Origin of the sequence: Pantoea sp. Tr-811 (assembly GCF_011752535.1) — a bacterium.
Classification (GTDB): Bacteria; Pseudomonadota; Gammaproteobacteria; order Pseudomonadales; family Pseudomonadaceae; genus Aquipseudomonas.
Window position 1 is genome coordinate 43,516 of record NZ_VWXJ01000021.1, and the last position, 17,655, is coordinate 61,170.

The window sequence follows — 17,655 nt, forward strand, 5'->3', positions numbered from 1 at the left end:
TTTCTTACAGGGGGTGGGCTGGGAATGCATGGCTGGAGATTGGGTGAGGGCCAGCATGTGTTCGCCATGGGAAGTTCAGTGCCCCCGTATTCTTAGCTCGCAGTAAATCACCGCCGCCCCAATCAACAGGCCAATACCGGCACCTGCAAAAATGATCACGGCACGTGCAGTTTCCCTGTTTCTTACATTGGTTACATATGCCGCCAGCGCCGGGTCGTACAGAACCATGCCATTCGGCGCGATCAACCGTTCGGCTATTGAGCCTTTTTCTGTGTTTGCTATATCGACAAGAAGCGGCGTGCTGCGCTCTAGGTTTGCTGCCTCAAAGCGAGCTTTCTGCGCGTAAAGGTAGATTTTAGCGTGCACTCCATCTGCGTTTTGGAATTTGATGCCGAAAGTGTAAAGAGATTTATCACTTTTCCATATTTCGGGTTGCGAAGTGAGAGAGGCCGACACTCGCGACCAGGATGCCTCATCGAAAGTTTCGTGCACGTCCTGCATGAGTATGAAGCTGCTGCCCAAGCTGAGAAGAAGAATCCCAGTCAGAAGCAAGGTTTTTGCTTGTTTTTGAGGTGGGAGTTCGCGTAGGAGTTTTAGTGAATATTGTGTGATATTCATGCCTAGGTTTCTTCAGCTTTCAGTAATTTAATTGATTGGGTAGTGATGCTGGTCCTGTTGTGCAGCGCCGCCTCGGTAGGAGCGAGCGTAGCTCGCGATGGGGCGCGCAGCGGCCCCAGTTTTCAGCTTCGCGGCTTTATAGTGCCGGGGCTGCAAGCAGCCCATCGCGAGCTGCGCTCGCTCCTACAGGTGCAGCGGCTACGCTTGAATGGCGCATTTCACAAACGCCGGGGAAATCGGTGCCATCCAACGGGTTGGGGCACCGCAAGCCCAGCCTAACCGCTGCTTGGTAGGAGCGAGCAAAGCTCGCGATGCGCCGCCCAAGCGGCGCTCGATCTCCCAGGCGTTATCAATCTTCAGTCAAAGACCTGCCCTCATTCCCAATTCAGCATCATCCATCAATGCTTTGGCCATCGCACTGAGGTAGTGCGATGCCCAGATCATCATAGGCTTCTCATCCATCAAACCGACGATGGTCAACTCCCTCACATAGCCCATCAATTCAGAGGCCTGTTCGCGGGCATCTCTACAGGGAATCCCAGGCTCAATTCGAAACAGCGGGTGGCTCTGGTTCTCGCCCTGGAAGAAAGTCGTTTTGCCAACAGTGAATTTCATGTTGTCTGTGGTCACTTGTGTCTCTCCTGACATGTCTCGAACGCCGGTCCAGGCCGCCTCTCGGGTTTACCCGCGAAGAGGCCAGCAAATCCAACCTCAATGGTTATAGGCAATGATCAACTGGGACAAAGCGCTTGTTGATGCCGCAGGCGACGGTGTGATCTGAAGGAAAAGCGAAATGATGGGCGGATCTGGGACTGTCTTTTTCATATCAACGACTCGTATGGCTACTGAATTCGCCGACCTCCGATTCCACACGGAAGGGCGGCAGTTGTACGCGGAGTGGAATCCAGGCTACGAGTAAACCCGGTAGGCCTTGCGGCCTCCCGCGCACAACTGCCATGACGACAGCCACTCAGTAATTGATCGGGATTCCACCCCCGGACGCCGCAATGTTGGCGACCAACAAAGGCTAAAGAACGAGGACCCCAGGAACAATCAGACGTGAGCCGACAGGACTTGTAGGGTATTTCTTCACCCTGGGCTTCACCAGCGCTAGGGGGTAGGAACTGTCTGAAACCTTCGCCAGAATTGAGCGCATCAGCGCTTTCACCGGTTTCGCCGTCCAGCGCGGGCGCATGGCTGTTGAACCATCCCCCCCACCAATCTGGTCTAGTCTGGTTAATGACCGGCACCGGGCCAGGGATGTGCACTTGAGTGTCCGGGCCGGATCACCATTGGAGTCCTTGGGAGGTGCCCTCATGAGCTTGCTGCTTGAGCCTTACACCCTGCGTCAGCTGACCCTGCCCAATCGCATCGCCGTATCGCCGATGTGCCAGTATTCCGCCGTCGATGGCCTGGCCAACGACTGGCATCTCGTTCACCTGGGCAGCCGTGCCGTTGGCGGTGCGGGCCTGGTGATCAGTGAAGCGGTCGCCGTCACCGCCGATGGCCGTATCACCGCCGAAGACCTCGGCCTGTGGGACGACGCGCAGATCGCCCCGCTGCAACGCATCACCCGCTTCATCACCGCCCAAGGCGCCGTGCCGGGTATCCAGCTGGCCCATGCCGGGCGCAAGGCCAGCACCTACAGGCCGTGGCTGGGCAAACCGGGCAGCGTCAAGCTTGAGGACGGTGGCTGGCAGCCGGTGGGCCCGTCGAAGATTGCCTTCGACCCACAGCACACCCCGCCGCGCGAATTGAGCCAGGACGAGATAAAGAACGTGATCGCCGCGTTCGTCGCGGCCACCGAGCGCGCCCTGCAAGCCGGCTTCAAGGTCGTGGAAATCCACGCGGCCCATGGCTACCTGCTGCACCAGTTCCTCTCGCCGCTGAGCAACCAGCGCCGCGACGAATACGGCAGCTGCTTCGAAAACCGCATTCGCCTGACCCTGCAGGTGGTGGAGGCAGTGCGCCAGGTGTGGCCTGCCGAATTGCCGCTGTTCGTGCGGGTGTCGGCCACTGACTGGGTGGAGGATGGCTGGAACCCCGATGAAACCGTCGAACTGGCCCGTCGCCTGCGGGTATTGGGCGTCGACCTGATCGATGTGTCGTCTGGCGGCACCTCGGTCAACGCGGAGATTCCTACCGGCCCTGGCTACCAGACCCGCTTCGCCGAGCGCGTGCGCAAGGAGGCGGAGATCGCCACCGGCACCGTGGGCATGATTACCGAGCCGGCCCAGGCCGAGCACATTCTGCGTACCGGCCAGGCCGATGTGATTTTCCTGGCCCGTGAACTGCTGCGCGACCCGTACTGGCCACTGCACGCCGATGATGACCTGGGCGGCAACAAGGCCACTTGGCCTGCGCAGTACCAGCGCGCAACCAGCCGGGCGAACCCGATTCATGAGTCGGATTTGCGCGATTGACCGTTCGCTTCAGCTGTAAGCGGCTTGGCTGAGGATGTCGCTCACCCACTGATTGATGCTCACCTGCGCCAGCTCGGCCTTGGCTGCCACACTGGCGTGGAGGGCTGGCTCCAGGCGCAGGCTCAGCTTTCCAGAGTATGCTTTCTGGGGCGCCCGCCCGAGTTTCTCGCATGTTTCGAGGTAATCATCCACAGCCTCTTCGAACGCCTGGCGCAGCTCATTGATTGACTCGCCATGAAAGCCGATCACATCTCGTATGCCTGCAACATAGCCGATGAGCAGCTGGTCTTCGTCACTGTATTCGATACGCGCTGCGTACCCACGGTAGGTCATGACATTCATGGTATTACTCCTGCCTGTTCCAGGAACTGGCGTGCACTTCGCACCTGGTAGGATTTGGCGTCCTTGTCGGGGTGAGGCCGATGGAACGTGGCAATTACGCCGTTGAGCTCGAAACGCACGCGCGATCCGCGACCTTCGATCATCGAGGCGCCCATCGAGATCAGAAATGATTCCAGGCGTACCCACTCCAGTGACTTGGGCACCGGCTTCCTGAAAATGGCTTCAAGGGTCGATCGTTGGTGATTATTCATGGTATCAGAATATGATACCAGTCGATCGTTAATCTGTAGGACAATGAGTCATTGCTTGAGTGAATGGTCTTGGCAGGACGGGCAGCGCGCCGACCGTGGGCATAACACACGGCCAGCACACGGCTTTTATCAGTGCTTGATCATCACATGCCGCACACAGGTGTAGTCCTCCAGCCCATACATCGACATGTCCTTGCCATACCCCGAATGCTTCTGCCCGCCGTGGGGCATTTCGCTGACCAGCATGAAGTGGGTGTTCACCCAGGTGCAGCCGTACTGCAGCCGCGCCGCCAGGCGATGGGCGCGGCCGGTGTCGCGGGTCCATACCGAAGAGGCCAGGCCGTAGTCGGAATCGTTGGCCCATTCCAGGGCCTGGTCCTCGTTGCTGAAGCGGGTCACCGACACCACCGGGCCGAACACCTCGTTGCGCACGATCTCGTCATCCTGCAGCGCATCGGCCAGCACGGTCGGCTCGAAGAAGAAACCCTCGCCCGCAATGGCCTTGCCACCGGTCACCAGGCGGATATGCGGCTGGGCGATGGCGCGCTGCACCAGGCCGGCCACCTTGTCGCGATGCTGGGCGCTGATCAGGGGGCCAAGCTCGGTGTCCTCGGCATCTTGCAGGCCAGGCTTGAGGCTGGACACCGCCTTGCCCAGGCGCTCGACGAAGCGCTCGTAGATGCCGTTCTGCACGTACAGGCGGCAGGCGGCGGTGCAGTCCTGGCCTGCATTGTAGAAACCGAAGGTGCGGATGCCGTCGATGGCCGCGTCGATGTCGGCATCGTCGAACACCAGTACCGGCGCCTTGCCACCCAACTCCATGTGCATGCGCTTCACGCTGGCGGCAGTGCTGCCGATGATGTGCGCGCCAGTGGGGATCGAGCCGGTCAGCGACACCATGCGCACCTTGGGGTGGGTGACCAGCGGATTGCCGACCGTCTGGCCGCGGCCGAAAAGAATGTTGAGCACCCCCGGCGGCAGCAGGTCCTTGGCCAGCTCACCGAGGCGCAGGGCCGTCAGCGGAGTCAGCTCGGACGGCTTGATCACCACGGTGTTGCCGGCCGCCAGGGCCGGGGCGATCTTCCATGCCAGCATCATCAGCGGGTAGTTCCAGGGGGCGATGGAGGCGATCACCCCCAGCGGGTCGCGGCGAATCATCGAGGTGTGGCCCTGCAGGTACTCCCCGGCCGCCGAGCCGCCCAGGCAGCGGGCGGCGCCGGCGAAGTAGCGGAACACGTCGGCGATGGCCGGAATTTCATCGTTCAGCGCCGCGGAGAACGGCTTGCCGCAGTTCTGCGACTCCAGCCGGGCCAGTTCGTCGCCATGGCCCTCGATCAGGTCGGCCAGCGCCAGCAGGGCCAGCGAACGCTCCTTGGGGCTGGTTTGCGACCAACTGTCGAAAGCTAGGTCGGCGGCGCGCACGGCGGTGTCCACCTGGGCCTCGGTGGCCTCGTTGATCTGCGCCAGGGCGCTGCCCTCGGCCGGGTTGAGCACGGTCCAGGTGGGGCCGTCGCCGGCAACCAGGCGACCGTTGATCAGCATGTGCGTTTGCATGAAGGGCTCCTTGAAGGTCATTTGCCGCTGCCTGCGACGCTTTCACCGCCGCGGGTCAGGTAGTAGGCGCCGAGAATCGGCAGCATGGTCACCAGCATCACCAGCATGGCGACCACGTTGGTCACCGGCACGTCGCGCGGGCGGCTGAGCTGGTTGAGCAGCCAGATCGGCAGGGTGCGCTCGTGGCCGGCGGTGAAGGTGGTGACGATGATCTCGTCGAACGACAGGGCGAAGGCCAGCATGCCGCCGGCCAGCAGCGCCGAGCCGAGGTTGGGCAGGATGATGTAGCGAAATGTCTGCCAGCCGTCGGCGCCCAGGTCCATCGACGCCTCGATCAGGCTCTGTGAGGTTCGCCGCAGGCGGGCGATGACGTTGTTGTAGACGATCACCACGCAGAACGTGGCGTGGCCCACCACGATGGTGAACACCCCAGGCTCGATGCCCAGGGTCTTGAACGCCGACAGCAGGGCGATACCGGTGATGATGCCGGGCAGGGCGATGGGCAGGATCAGCATCAGTGAAATGCTTTCCTTGCCAAAGAAATTGCGCCGGTACAGCGCCGCCGAGGCCAGGGTGCCGAGCACCAGGGCAATCAGCGTGGCCAGGCACGCCACCTGCAGCGACAGCTTGATGGCTTCGAGCACATCGGGGCGGGCGAAGGCCACGGCGAACCAGTTCAGGGTAAACCCCTTGGGCGGGAAACTGAATGCGGCGTCTTCGGTGTTGAAGGCATACAGCACGATGATCAGGATCGGGAAGTGCAGGAACACCAACCCGCCCCAGGCGGCCAGGCGCAGGCCGACGGACGCTTGTTCAGAGTGCATCGAAGGCCCCCAGGCGTTTGACGATGGCCAGGTACACGGCGATCAGCACGATTGGCACCAGGGTAAAGGCTGCCGCCATCGGCATGTTGCCGATCGCCCCCTGTTGGGCATAGACCATGCTGCCGATGAAGTAACCCGGCGGGCCGACCAACTGCGGCACGATGAAGTCGCCCAGGGTCAGCGAGAAGGTGAAGATCGAGCCGGCGGCGATGCCCGGGATCGACAGCGGCAGAATCACCTGCACGAAGGTTTGCCCGGGGCGCGCGCCGAGGTCCGCCGAGGCCTGCAGCAACGAGGGCGGCAGGCGCTCCAGGGCGGCCTGGATGGGTAGGATCATGAACGGCAGCCAGATGTACACGAACACCAGGAACCGCCCCAGGTGCGAGGTCGACAGCGTGCTGCCGCCGACCCCCGGCACCGCCAGCACGGCCTGCAGCAGGGGCTCCAGGTGCAGTTGCTGGATGAACCACTGGGCCACACCACCCTTGGCCAGCAGCAGGGTCCAGGCGTAGGTCTTGACGATGTAGCTGGCCCACATCGGCATCATTACCGCGATGTAGAAGAACGCCTTGGTTTTGCCCCGGGTGTAGCGCGCCATGTAGTAGGCGATGGGGAACGCCAGCACTGCGCTGGCCAGCGATACCGCCACGGCCATGGCCAGGGTGCGCAGGATGATGTCGAAGTTGGACGGGTTGAACAGGGCGGCGAAGTTGCCCAGGGTCAGGTCCGGGGTCACCGCCATGGTGAAGTCGTCGAAGGTGTAGAAGCCCTGCCACAGCAGGTTCAGCAGCGAGCCCAGGTAGATCGCGCCGAACCAGGTCAGCGGCGGAATCAGCAGCAGCGCCAGGTACAGGTTGGGGCGCCGGTACAACAGGTTGGCCAGGCCACGCATGTCAGCGGCCCTCGCCCGGCAGGCTTTCCTGCAGCGCCGTCATCGCTTCCCGTGGCCAGTGCAGCTCAACCTGCTGGCCGGTTTGCCAGGGCAGGGGCTGCGCCTGCCAACGGTCGTTGGCGTGGCTTACGGCCAGCAGCTGGCCGCCGGCCAGTTGCACCTCATAACGGGTGGCGCTGCCCTGGTACTGGATGTCGCGCAGCAGGCCGCTGACCTGCACGTCCTGCCCTGGGCTGGCCTGGGCCGCCAGGCGGATATGTTCAGGGCGGATGGAAAACGGCGCACGCTGGCCACTGAGCTGCTCGGCAAGCTCGCCACGGATCACGTTGGAGGTGCCGACGAACTCGGCAACGAAGGTGGTGGCGGGCTGCATGTAGAGGTTGCGCGGCGAATCGACCTGCTCGATGCGGCCTCGGTTGAACACCGCCACCCGGTCGGACATCGACAGGGCCTCGGTCTGGTCGTGGGTGACGAAGATGAAGGTGATGCCCAGTTGCCGTTGCAGCTTCTTCAGCTCGCCCTGCATCTGCTCGCGCAGCTTCAGGTCCAGTGCGCCCAACGGCTCGTCGAGCAGCAGCACCCGTGGCCGGTTGACCAGGGCGCGGGCCAGGGCCACCCGTTGGCGTTGGCCACCGGACAACTGCGCCGGCTTGCGCTCACCGTAGCCGGCCAGGGCGACCATGGCCAGTGCTTCCTCGGCACGCGCCAGGCGCTCGGGCTTGGCCACGCCCTTGACCTTGAGGCCGTACGCAATGTTGTCGCGCACATTCATGTGCGGGAACAGGGCGTAGTCCTGGAACACGGTATTCACGTCGCGCTGGTAGGGCGGCACGCCGGCCGCCTCCACGCCATGAATGCGAATGGAGCCGCTGCTGGGTTGTTCGAAGCCGGCGATCAGGCGCAGGCAGGTGGTCTTGCCCGAGCCGGAAGGGCCTAGCATGGAGAAGAACTCGCCATCTTCGATGTCGATGCTGACGTGGTCGACGGCCTTGACCTCGCCGAAGGTGCGGGAAACCTGGGTGAACTGGACGGCTAGGGGCATGTGTGGGCTCCTGGGGACTTCTCTCTCCTGTGCCGGCCTCTTCGCGGGGCAAGCCCGCTCCTACAGGTATCGCATCTCCTTGTAGGAGCGGGCTTGCCCCGCGAAAGGGCCGTACAGGCCTCAACCGACCTCAGCGCCCACCCATGATCGCAATGTAGTCCTGGGTCCAGCGGCTATAGGGCACGAACTTGCCACCCTGGGCCTGCGGGGTTTTCCAGAAGGCGATCTTGTCGAAGTTGTCGAAGCCGTTGGTCTTGCACCCATCGGCCCCCAGCAGCTCGCTGCCGGTGCACGCCGCCGGTACTGCCGGCAGCGAGCCGAACCAGGCCGCCACGTCGCCTTGCACCTTCGGTTGCAGCGACCAGTCCATCCACTTGTAGGCGCAGTTGGGGTGCTTGGCCTCGCTGTGCAGCATGGTGGTGTCGGCCCAGCCGGTCGCGCCTTCCTGTGGAATGGTCGAGGCCACCGGCTGTTTGTCTGCCTTCAAGCCGTTGACCATGTAGCCCCAGGAGCTGGACGCGACCACCCCTTCGTTCTTCACATCGCTCATCTGTACCGTGGCGTCGTGCCAATAGCGGTGCACCAACGGGTGCTGTTGGCGCAGCAAGTCGAGCACGGCCTTGTACTGGGCTTCGTTCAGCTCGTAGGGGTCCTTGATGCCCAGCTCGGGCTTGGCCGCCTTGAGGTAGAGCGCTGCGTCGGCGATGTAGATCGGCCCGTCGTAGGCCTGCACCCGGCCTTTGTTCGGTTTGCCATCGGGCAGGTTCTGCGGTTCGAACACCACGCCCCAGCTGGTGGGCGCTTGCTTGAAGGTGTCGGTGTTGTACAGCAGCACGTTCGGCCCCCACTGGTACGGGGTGCCATAGACTTGCTTGTCGACCACGTACCAACCCCCGTTCTGCAGGCGCGGGTCGATGTTCTTCCAGTTGGGAATCAGCGCGGTGTTGATCGGCTGCACGCGCTTGCCCACGATCAGGCGCAGCGAGGCGTCGCCGGAGGCGGTCACCAGGTCGTAGCCGCCCTTGCTCATCAGGCTGACCATTTCATCGGACGTGGCGGCCGTCTTGACGCTGACCTTGCAGCCGGTTTCCTTCTCGAAACCGGTCACCCAGTCGTAGGCCTTGTCGCTTTCGCCACGCTCGATGTAGCCGGGCCAGGCAACGATATCCAGCTGGCCTTCGCCGGCGCCGAGCGCCTTGGGCAATTCGGCGGCCTGCAGGCTGGCGCCGGCCAGCAATGCGCCAGTGGCGGCGCCGAGCAATAGGGTCTTGTGCACTGACATGGTGTTCCCTCTTTATTGGAAATCTTGGTCGGGGCAGTCATCCAGCAAGCAGTGGTGCAATCGTTATAAGCGTAGTGCGCAGGTGCAGGGCTTGGCGATTTCGAGTCTAGTCGGCTTTTGCCAGGCCAACGCAACATCCCGAAGCAAATCCCCAGGTGGCTGCAACACCGGCAAGCCTTACGCTGGCCGTTCCCTCTCAACGCTTGGAGACGCGCGCATGAACACCCGGGGCCTGCTCGACCAGTTGCTCAAGTCCGGCCAGCAATTGCTGAACAAACAGCCCGCTTCCGGCCAGCCATCAGGCAATGCTGGCGGCCTGGGCGGCCTGCTCTCGGGGGCCGGTGGCGGTGCCCTGGCGGCGGGCGCCATCGGTTTGCTACTGGGCAACAAGAAGGCGCGCAAATACGGTGGCAAGGTGCTGACCTATGGTGGCCTGGCAGCCCTCGGTGTGCTGGCCTACAAGGCCTATGGCAACTGGCAGGCCAGCCAGGGCGCGGGGCAGGGCGCCGAACCGCAAACCCTCGACCGCCTGCCCGCGCCCCAGGCCGAGCAGCACAGCCAGGCCGTGCTGCGGGCACTGGTGGCGGCGGCCAAGGCCGATGGCCATATCGACGAGCGCGAACGGGCTCTGATCGAAGGCGAGTTCACCCGCCTGGACAACGACCGCGAGCTGCAGCACTGGCTGCACGATGAACTCAACAAGCCGCTGGACCCGGCCGAGGTCGCCCGCGCCGCGCAAACGCCGGAGATGGCGGCCGAGATGTACCTGGCCAGCGTGATGATGGTCGATCAGGAAAACTTCATGGAGCGCGCCTACCTGGACGAATTGGCCCGCCAGTTGCGCCTGGAGCCGGCCCTGCGCCAGGAATTGGAGGCCCAGGTACGGCTCGCTGCAGGCCAGTGAAGTGGCAAATGGCCTGTTTTCTCGGAAATCAGGCCAGATTACCTCGCATTTCAGCCGCAAAAGCGTAGGAAGCCTGGGCTATACTTCGGCGATTTTTCCCGCTCGTTGTGAATTCCTGAGGGCTGAATGTGAAAAACTGGACGTTGCGCCAACGGATCCTGGCAAGTTTCGCCGTGATCATCGCCATCATGCTGCTGATGATCGTGGCGGCCTACTCGCGATTGGTAACGATCGAAAGCGCCGAGGAAGCGGTAGGCACCGACAGCATTCCAGGGGTCTACTACAGCTCGATGATCCGCAGCGCCTGGGTCGACAGCTACGTCACCAGCCAGCAGCTGGTCGGGCTGTCCAGCCACCGCGAGATCACCTCGGCCGACATGGAGCTGTTCAAAAGCTTCGACGACCGCCTCAAGCAGCACATGGCGAGCTACCAGGCCACCATCCAGTCCAGCGATGACCAGGCCAGCTTCGACACCTTCGTCAAACTTGAGGAAAACTACCTCAGGCTGGTGGGCGAAGTGCTTCAGGCCTACCGGCAACGCCAGTACGCCGAGGCCGAGCGGTTGATTACCGTGGAGTTGACGCCGGCTTGGGTCGAGGGCCGCAAGCACCTGAACACGGTGATTGAGCGCAACCGCGAATCTGCCGACGCTGCTACCCACGAGATCGTCAGCGCCGTCAGCACTGCCAAGGGCAGCATGATGGTGTCGTTGCTGCTGGCCATCGTTGCCGCCGGCATCTGCGGCCTGTTGCTGATGCGCGCCATCACCGCGCCGGTTCAGCGGGTGGTGCATGCCCTGGATAAACTGCGCTCGGGCGACCTGAGCATGCGCTTGAGCCTGGACCGCAAGGACGAGTTCGGCGCCATCGAAAGCGGCTTCAACGAAATGGCCGAGGCCCTGGCCAACCTGGTGGCCCAGGCCCAGCGCTCGTCGGTGCAGGTGACCACCTCGGTGACCGAAATCGCCGCCACCTCCAAGCAGCAGCAGGCCACCGCCACCGAAACCGCCGCCACCACCACCGAGATTGGCGCCACCTCGCGGGAAATCGCCGCCACCTCGCGTGACCTGGTGCGCACCATGACCGAGGTCACCAGTGCGGCGGACCAGGCGTCGAGCCTGGCCGGCTCCGGCCAGCAAGGCCTGGCGCGCATGGAAGAAACCATGCACCAGGTGATGGGCGCCGCCGACCTGGTCAATGCCAAGCTGGGCATCCTCAACGAGAAAGCCAGCAACATCACGCAAATGGTGGTGACCATCGTCAAGGTGGCCGACCAGACCAACCTGCTGTCGCTCAACGCGGCCATCGAAGCGGAAAAGGCCGGTGAATATGGCCGCGGCTTTGCCGTGGTCGCCACCGAGGTGCGCCGCCTGGCCGACCAGACCGCCGTGGCCACCTACGACATCGAGCAGATGGTGCGCGAGATTCAGTCGGCGGTGTCGGCGGGGGTGATGGGCATGGACAAGTTCTCCGAAGAGGTGCGCCGCGGCATGTTCGAGGTGCAGCAGGTGGGCGAGCAACTGAGCCAGATCATTCACCAGGTGCAGGCACTGGCGCCGCGCGTGTTGATGGTCAACGAAGGCATGCAGGCCCAGGCCACCGGTGCCGAGCAGATCAACCAGGCCTTGGTCCAGCTCAGCGATGCCAGCACCCAGACCGTGGAATCGCTGCGCCAGGCCAGCTTCGCCATCGACGAGCTGAGCCAGGTGGCTGCAGGCTTGCGCGGTGGTGTATCGCGGTTCAAGGTCTGACCGCCCGCCATGGACCTGCACCTGCATTCCCATGCGCCCGAGGCGGCCAGCGCCAAGGGTACGCTGTACCTGCAGTTTCGCCTGGGCGGCCAGCGCTTCGCCCTGGATGTTCACGAAGTGATCGAAGTGTTGCCGCGTCGCCCGCTCAAGCCGATTGCCCAGGCGCCGGCCTGGGTGGCCGGTATTCTCGCCCACCGTGGCGCCTTGGTGCCGGTGGTCGACCTGTGCGCGTTGAGCTTCGCCCAGCCGGCCGCCGAGCGCACCAGCACCCGCCTGGTACTGGTGCGTTACTGCCAGCAGCAGGTGCTGGGCCTGATCCTGGAGCAGGCCACCGATACCCTGCGCTGCGCTCCCGAGGAATTCCAGCCGTATGGCCTGGACAATGGCCAGGCACCCTATTTGGGCCCGGTTCGCCAGGATGCCCAGGGCCTGCTGCAGCGCATCGAGGTGAATGACCTGCTGCCCGAGGCCGTGCGCGAGCTGCTGTTTCCCGCCGAGCCCGGCCAGGTGATGGCATGAACGAGCAACGTTTCTTCCGTTACCTGCAAGAGCGTATTGGCCTGGATGTCGAATCGGTGGGGGTGCCGATGGTCGAGCGCGCTTTGCGTCAGCGCTGCGCGGCCCTGGCGGCTGCCGACCTCGACGACTACTGGCTGCGCCTGCAGCAGTCGGCGGATGAGCAACTGGCGCTGATCGAGGCGGTGATCGTTCCGGAAACCTGGTTCTTCCGTTATCCCGAGTCGTTCACCGCCCTGGTTGGCCTGGCCCACAAGCGCCTGGCTGAACTGGCGGGCGAACGCCCGTTGCGCTTGCTCAGCCTGCCAAGCTCCACTGGCGAGGAACCTTATTCCCTGGCCATGGCCCTGCTCGATGCGGGCATCAGCCCAGGGGCGTTCCACATCGACGGCATCGACATCAGCCCAAGTTCCGTGGCCAAAGGCGTGCAAGCCGAATACGGGCGCAACTCGTTCCGCGGCACCGACCTTGCGTTTCGTGACCGGCACTTCCAGGTGTTCGCGGACAACCACGTGCTCGACGAGCGGGTGCGCCGGCAAGTGAGCCTGCAGGTGGGCAACGTGCTCGACCCGGCACTGGCCAGCCGCAATGGCCAGTACGATTTCGTGTTCTGCCGCAACCTGCTGATCTATTTCGACGTGCCAACCCAACAACGGGTATTCGAAGTGCTCAAGGGGCTGGCCAACGCCCACGGCGTGCTGTTCATCGGCCCGGCCGAAGGCAGCCTGCTGGCGCGCTTGGGCATGCGGCCCCTGGGCATCGCCCAGTCCTTCGCCTACGTGCGCCAGGCCGAGGCAACGCCAGCTGCGCCCGTGCGGCCCCTGGCCAGCCGGCCAGCCCCGGCGGCGCCGGGTAGGCCCGTGCCAGCGCCGCCTGCGCGACCGATGCCGGCCCCGGTGGCCGTTGCCCCGCCAAGGGGGCAAGGCGAAAGCGAAAGCCAGCTGCTCGCCGACATCGCCCGCCAGGCCAATGCTGGCGACAGTGCCCAGGCTCGCGCCAGTTGCCAGCGCTATTTGCAACAGTTCCCGCCCAAGGCGCAGGTGTATTACTGGCTGGGGCTGCTCAGCGATACCGAAGGCGATGCGCAACAGGCGCTCACCCATTACCGCAAGGCCTTGTACCTGGAACCTCAGCACCCCGAGGCCCTGCTGCACCTGGCCACCTTGCTGGCGGCCCAGGGCGACGAGGCCGGCGCCCGGCGCCTGCAGGCGCGTGCGGCGCGTGCCGGCCGGGGGGCTGAATGATGAATGTCGAAAGCACCATCGAACTGCTCGCCGAGGACAGTGAGCGCATCGACGATTGCTGGAACCGCATCGGCGTGCATGGCAACAAGCAGTGCCCGCTGCTGGAACGGCACATTCACTGCCGTAACTGCGAAGTGCAGGCCGCAGCGGCCACCCGCTTGCTCGACCGCTATGCCCTGGTCGAGGACGACCAGGCACCTGCCCCGGCGCCGGAGCAAACCGCCAGCGGCCGTTCGCTGCTGTTGTTCCGCCTGGGTGAGGAGTGGCTGGCGCTGGCCACCGCCTGCCTGGCCGAGATCGCCCCGCTGCAGCCGGTGCACTCCCTGCCACACCAGCGCTCGCGGGTGCTGCAAGGGGTGGCCAACGTACGCGGCGCATTGGTGCCGTGCCTGTCGTTGGGCGACCTGCTGGGCGTTGAGCGCTTGCCCGAGCAGGCCCGCAGCGGCCGGGCGATGCCGCGCATGCTGATTCTCGCCGCGGCGGGTGGGCCGGTGGTGATGGCGGTGGACGAGATCGACGGCATCCACCGCCTGGCACCCGAACGGCTGGGCGCTGCCGAAGAGGCCGCACCCTTCACGGCGGCCGTGCTGCAGTGGCGCGGGCGCAGCGTGCGCGTGCTGGACGACCATTACTTACTGTCTGCCGTGCAACGGAGCCTGTCATGACCCCGGAGCAAATGCGCGACGCCTCGCTGCTCGAACTGTTCAGCCTAGAGGCCGAGGCGCAGACCCAGGTGCTCAGCACCGGCCTGATGGCACTGGAACGCGACCCGACCCTGGCCGACCAGCTGGAAGCGTGCATGCGTGCGGCCCACTCGCTCAAGGGCGCGGCGCGCATCGTCGGCATCGATGCCGGGGTCAGCGTCGCCCATGTGATGGAAGACTGCCTGGTCGCCGCCCAGGAAGGCCGCCTGCGGCTGCGTACCGAGCACATCGATGCCTTGTTGCGCGGCACCGACCTGCTGCTGCACATCGCTACGCCGGGTGATCCGAATGGCGAGGCGGCCGTGCCGGGCTTCCTGGTGCACATGGCCAGCCTGCTGGACCCAGCTGCCGCCCCTGTCGCTCCTGCTGCGCCCATTGCCCATGTCGAGGCGCCGAAGCCTGCGCCTGTGCCGCCGGTTGTGCCGGTTACCCCGGAACCCGAGCTGGCGCTGGAACCTGAGCCCACGGCGTCAACCGCGCCCGTGGCGCCCCACAAGCCGGGCAAACGGGGCGGCGAAGGTGGCGAGCGGGTGTTGCGGGTGACCGCCGACCGCCTCAACAGCCTGCTCGACCTGTCGAGCAAGTCGCTGGTCGAAACCCAGCGGCTCAAGCCTTACCTGGCCACCCTGCAGCGCCTCAAGCGCATGCACGGCCAGGGCATGCGTGCCCTCGACGGCCTGAAGGCGCAGCTGGAGAGCAGCGGCCAGAGCCTGGAAGTGCTCGAAGCACTGGCCCAGACCCAACGGCTGCTGGCCGAAACCCAACAGACCCTGCAGCAGCAGGCTGCCGACCTCGATGCCTTCGGCTGGCAGGCCAGCCAGCGTGCACAGTTGCTGTACGACACCGCATTGGCCTGCCGCATGCGCCCGTTCGCCGATGTGCTGGCCGGCCAGAGCCGCATGGTGCGCGACTTGGGCCGCTCGCTGGGCAAGCAGGTACGGCTGCAAATCGAGGGCGACAAGACCCAGGTTGACCGCGATGTGCTGGAAAAGCTTGAGGCGCCGCTGACCCACCTGCTGCGCAATGCCGTCGACCACGGCATCGAACAGCCCGAACAGCGCCTGCTGGCTGGCAAGGTGGAGGAGGGCACGATCCGCCTGCGCGCCTCGCACCAGGCTGGCATGCTGATCCTTGAGCTGATCGATGACGGCGCCGGCATCGACCTGGCGCGCCTGCAGCGCAGCATTGTCGAGCGCGGCCTGTCGCCGGCCGAGACGGTGGCGCAGATGAGCGAGGCCGAGCTGCTGACCTTCCTGTTCCTGCCGGGTTTCAGCCTGCGCGACCGGGTCACCGAGGTGTCCGGGCGTGGCGTGGGGCTGGATGCGGTGCAACACATGGTCCGCGACTTGCGCGGCGCCATCGTGCTGAGCCAGGTTGCCGGCCAGGGCTGCCGCTTCCACCTGGAAGTCCCGCTGACGCTGTCGGTGGTGCGTAGCCTGGTGGTGGAGGTGGGAGGCGAAGCGTATGCCTTCCCGCTGGCGCATATCGAGCGCACCCTGGAGGTGGCCGCCGACGACATCGTGCAGATCGAGGGCCGCCAGCACTTCTGGCACGAGGGCCGGCATATCGGCCTGGTGGCTGCCAGCCAGTTGCTCAACCGCCCCGCCGGGCACGGCGAGGCCAGCAGCCTGCGGGTGGTGGTGATCCGTGAGCGTGAGCAGCTGTACGGGGTGGCAGTGGAGCGCCTGGTCGGTGAGCGGGTGCTGGTGGTGATGCCCCTGGACCCGCGCCTGGGCAAGGTCCAGGACATCTCCTCCGGCGCCTTGCTCGACGACGGCTCGGTGGTGTTGATCATCGACGTCGAAGACCTCCTGCGCTCGGTGGAGAAGCTGCTCAGCACCGGCCGCCTGGAACGCATCGAGCGTGGCGGCCAAGGTGCCCGCGGGGTCAGCCGCAAGCGCGTGCTGGTGGTCGACGACTCGCTCACCGTGCGCGAACTGCAGCGCAAGCTGCTCAGCAACCGCGGCTACGACGTGGCCGTGGCGGTGGATGGCATGGACGGCTGGAATGCCCTGCGCGGCGAAGATTTCGACCTGTTGATCACCGACATCGACATGCCGCGCATGGACGGTATCGAGCTGGTCACCCTGGTGCGCCGCGACCAACGCCTGCAGGCCCTGCCGGTGATGGTGGTGTCGTACAAGGACCGTGAAGAAGACCGCCGGCGTGGCCTGGATGCCGGGGCCGACTACTATTTGGCAAAAGCCAGCTTCCATGATGATGCGCTGCTGGACGCCGTGGTCGAACTGATCGGAGGGGCGCAGGGATGAAGGTCGCCATCGTCAACGATATGCCCATGGCGGTAGAGGCACTGCGCCGGGCGCTGGCGTTCGAGCCGGCGCACCAGGTGGTTTGGGTGGCCAGCAACGGCGCCGAGGCGGTACGCAAGTGCGCCGAGCACACCCCCGACCTGATTCTCATGGACCTGATCATGCCGGTGATGGATGGCATCGAGGCCACCCGGCGCATCATGGCCGAAAGCCCCTGCGCCATCGTCATCGTCACCGTCGACCGCAAGCAGAACGTGCACCGGGTATTCGAGGCCATGGGCCATGGCGCCCTGGATGTGGTCGACACGCCGGCCCTGGGCGCAGGCGATGCCCGCGAGGCGGCGGCGCCGTTGCTGCGCAAGATCCTCAACATCAGCTGGCTGATCGGCCAGCAGCGTCCCAGCGCCAGCAAAACCGTCGCAACGCCCCTGCGCGAGGCGTCGCAGCGCAGCGGCCTGGTGGCCATCGGCTCCTCGGCGGGCGGCCCGGCAGCTCTGGAAGTGCTGCTCAAGGGGCTGCCACGGGGCTTTGCGGCCTCGATCGTGCTGGTTCAGCATGTCGACCAGGTGTTCGCCGCCGGCATGGCCGAATGGCTGGCCAGTGCCAGCGGCATGCCCGTGCGCCTGGCCCGCGAGGGCGAGCCGCCGCAGCCGGGGCAGGTACTGCTGGCCGGCACCAACCACCATATCCGCCTGCTGCAGAACGGCCAGTTGGCCTACACTGCCGAACCTGTCAACGAAATCTACCGGCCCTCGATCGATGTGTTCTTCGAGAGCGTGGCGCGCTACTGGACCGGCGAGGCGGTGGGCGTGCTGCTCACCGGCATGGGCCGCGATGGTGCCCAGGGCCTGAAACTGATGCGCCAGCAAGGCTTTCTGACCATCGCTCAGGACCAGCAGAGCAGCGCTGTCTACGGCATGCCCAAGGCCGCCGCCGCGATTGACGCGGCGGTGGAAATCCGTCCGCTGGAGCGAATCGCCGGGCGCTTGATGGAACTCTTCGCAAAATGACGATATGTATTGAATCGCGCCGCATGGG

The 17,655-nt window shown here is 64.8% G+C and carries 17 protein-coding genes; 8 read left to right on the top strand and 9 right to left on the bottom strand.

Annotation, left to right across the window (positions count from 1 at the left end; genetic code table 11):
• Nucleotides 1-75: 75 nt before the first annotated feature.
• Nucleotides 76-618 (bottom strand): hypothetical protein, encoded by a 543-nt coding sequence (locus F3J44_RS24900; protein WP_167276959.1) that lies wholly within the window; start codon nucleotides 616-618, stop codon nucleotides 76-78.
• Between the two features lie 360 nt (nucleotides 619-978).
• Nucleotides 979-1,248 (bottom strand): DUF3077 domain-containing protein, encoded by a 270-nt coding sequence (locus F3J44_RS24905; protein ID WP_167276960.1) that lies wholly within the window; start codon nucleotides 1,246-1,248, stop codon nucleotides 979-981.
• Nucleotides 1,249-1,934: 686 nt separating this feature from the next.
• On the opposite strand from F3J44_RS24905, the gene F3J44_RS24910 reads away from it, so the two are divergent.
• Complete coding sequence (locus tag F3J44_RS24910; RefSeq protein WP_167276963.1) at nucleotides 1,935-3,041, top strand: NADH:flavin oxidoreductase/NADH oxidase; 1,107 nt, start codon at nucleotides 1,935-1,937, stop codon at nucleotides 3,039-3,041.
• A 9-nt stretch (nucleotides 3,042-3,050) separates the two neighbouring features.
• Here F3J44_RS24910 and F3J44_RS24915 read toward each other — a convergent pair whose 3' ends face one another.
• The 7 genes from F3J44_RS24915 to ydcS all read right to left on the bottom strand — a co-directional run bounded on the left by F3J44_RS24915 (nucleotide 3,051) and on the right by ydcS (nucleotide 9,228).
• Entirely contained in the window at nucleotides 3,051-3,383 is a 333-nt protein-coding gene (locus F3J44_RS24915; RefSeq protein WP_167276965.1) for a type II toxin-antitoxin system HicB family antitoxin, read from the bottom strand.
• The gene (locus F3J44_RS24920) at nucleotides 3,380-3,586 is read right to left on the bottom strand and encodes a type II toxin-antitoxin system HicA family toxin (protein WP_370526360.1); all 207 of its coding nucleotides are present in this window, start codon (nucleotides 3,584-3,586) and stop codon (nucleotides 3,380-3,382) included. Before F3J44_RS24920 ends, F3J44_RS24915 begins: the two co-directional genes overlap by 4 nt.
• Before the next feature lie 177 nt (nucleotides 3,587-3,763).
• Entirely contained in the window at nucleotides 3,764-5,188 is a 1,425-nt protein-coding gene (locus tag F3J44_RS24925; protein ID WP_167276968.1) for a gamma-aminobutyraldehyde dehydrogenase, read from the bottom strand.
• A 17-nt stretch (nucleotides 5,189-5,205) separates the two neighbouring features.
• The gene (locus F3J44_RS24930; protein ID WP_167276971.1) at nucleotides 5,206-6,012 is read right to left on the bottom strand and encodes an ABC transporter permease; all 807 of its coding nucleotides are present in this window, start codon (nucleotides 6,010-6,012) and stop codon (nucleotides 5,206-5,208) included.
• Nucleotides 6,002-6,904 carry an ABC transporter permease gene (locus F3J44_RS24935; protein ID WP_167060156.1) on the bottom strand — a complete coding sequence of 301 codons (903 nt, stop codon included), beginning with the start codon at nucleotides 6,902-6,904 and terminating at the stop codon, nucleotides 6,002-6,004. Before F3J44_RS24935 ends, F3J44_RS24930 begins: the two co-directional genes overlap by 11 nt.
• A gap of 1 nt (nucleotide 6,905) precedes the next feature.
• Nucleotides 6,906-7,946, bottom strand: a complete 1,041-nt coding sequence (locus F3J44_RS24940) for an ABC transporter ATP-binding protein (RefSeq protein ID WP_167276973.1) — start codon at nucleotides 7,944-7,946, stop codon at nucleotides 6,906-6,908.
• Between the two features lie 130 nt (nucleotides 7,947-8,076).
• Nucleotides 8,077-9,228: a putative ABC transporter substrate-binding protein YdcS gene (ydcS, locus tag F3J44_RS24945; RefSeq protein ID WP_167060150.1), complete on the bottom strand. Its 1,152-nt coding sequence runs from the start codon at nucleotides 9,226-9,228 to the stop codon at nucleotides 8,077-8,079.
• A 217-nt stretch (nucleotides 9,229-9,445) separates the two neighbouring features.
• On the opposite strand from ydcS, the gene F3J44_RS24950 reads away from it, so the two are divergent.
• From F3J44_RS24950 to F3J44_RS24980, 7 genes are all read left to right on the top strand, one after another.
• Nucleotides 9,446-10,132, top strand: coding sequence for a tellurite resistance TerB family protein (locus F3J44_RS24950; RefSeq protein ID WP_167276976.1), 687 nt, complete (start codon nucleotides 9,446-9,448; stop codon nucleotides 10,130-10,132).
• 128 nt (nucleotides 10,133-10,260) lie between these two features.
• The gene (locus F3J44_RS24955; RefSeq protein ID WP_167276979.1) at nucleotides 10,261-11,883 is read left to right on the top strand and encodes a methyl-accepting chemotaxis protein; all 1,623 of its coding nucleotides are present in this window, start codon (nucleotides 10,261-10,263) and stop codon (nucleotides 11,881-11,883) included.
• 9 nt (nucleotides 11,884-11,892) lie between these two features.
• Complete coding sequence (locus F3J44_RS24960) at nucleotides 11,893-12,402, top strand: chemotaxis protein CheW (protein WP_167276981.1); 510 nt, start codon at nucleotides 11,893-11,895, stop codon at nucleotides 12,400-12,402.
• Complete coding sequence (locus F3J44_RS24965; RefSeq protein WP_167276984.1) at nucleotides 12,399-13,643, top strand: protein-glutamate O-methyltransferase CheR; 1,245 nt, start codon at nucleotides 12,399-12,401, stop codon at nucleotides 13,641-13,643. Before F3J44_RS24960 ends, F3J44_RS24965 begins: the two co-directional genes overlap by 4 nt.
• Entirely contained in the window at nucleotides 13,640-14,308 is a 669-nt protein-coding gene (locus tag F3J44_RS24970; protein WP_205300174.1) for a chemotaxis protein CheW, read from the top strand. Before F3J44_RS24965 ends, F3J44_RS24970 begins: the two co-directional genes overlap by 4 nt.
• Complete coding sequence (locus F3J44_RS24975; RefSeq protein ID WP_167276987.1) at nucleotides 14,305-16,617, top strand: hybrid sensor histidine kinase/response regulator; 2,313 nt, start codon at nucleotides 14,305-14,307, stop codon at nucleotides 16,615-16,617. Before F3J44_RS24970 ends, F3J44_RS24975 begins: the two co-directional genes overlap by 4 nt.
• Nucleotides 16,614-17,627, top strand: coding sequence for a chemotaxis response regulator protein-glutamate methylesterase (locus tag F3J44_RS24980; RefSeq protein WP_167060134.1), 1,014 nt, complete (start codon nucleotides 16,614-16,616; stop codon nucleotides 17,625-17,627). Before F3J44_RS24975 ends, F3J44_RS24980 begins: the two co-directional genes overlap by 4 nt.
• Nucleotides 17,628-17,655: the final 28 nt, after the last annotated feature.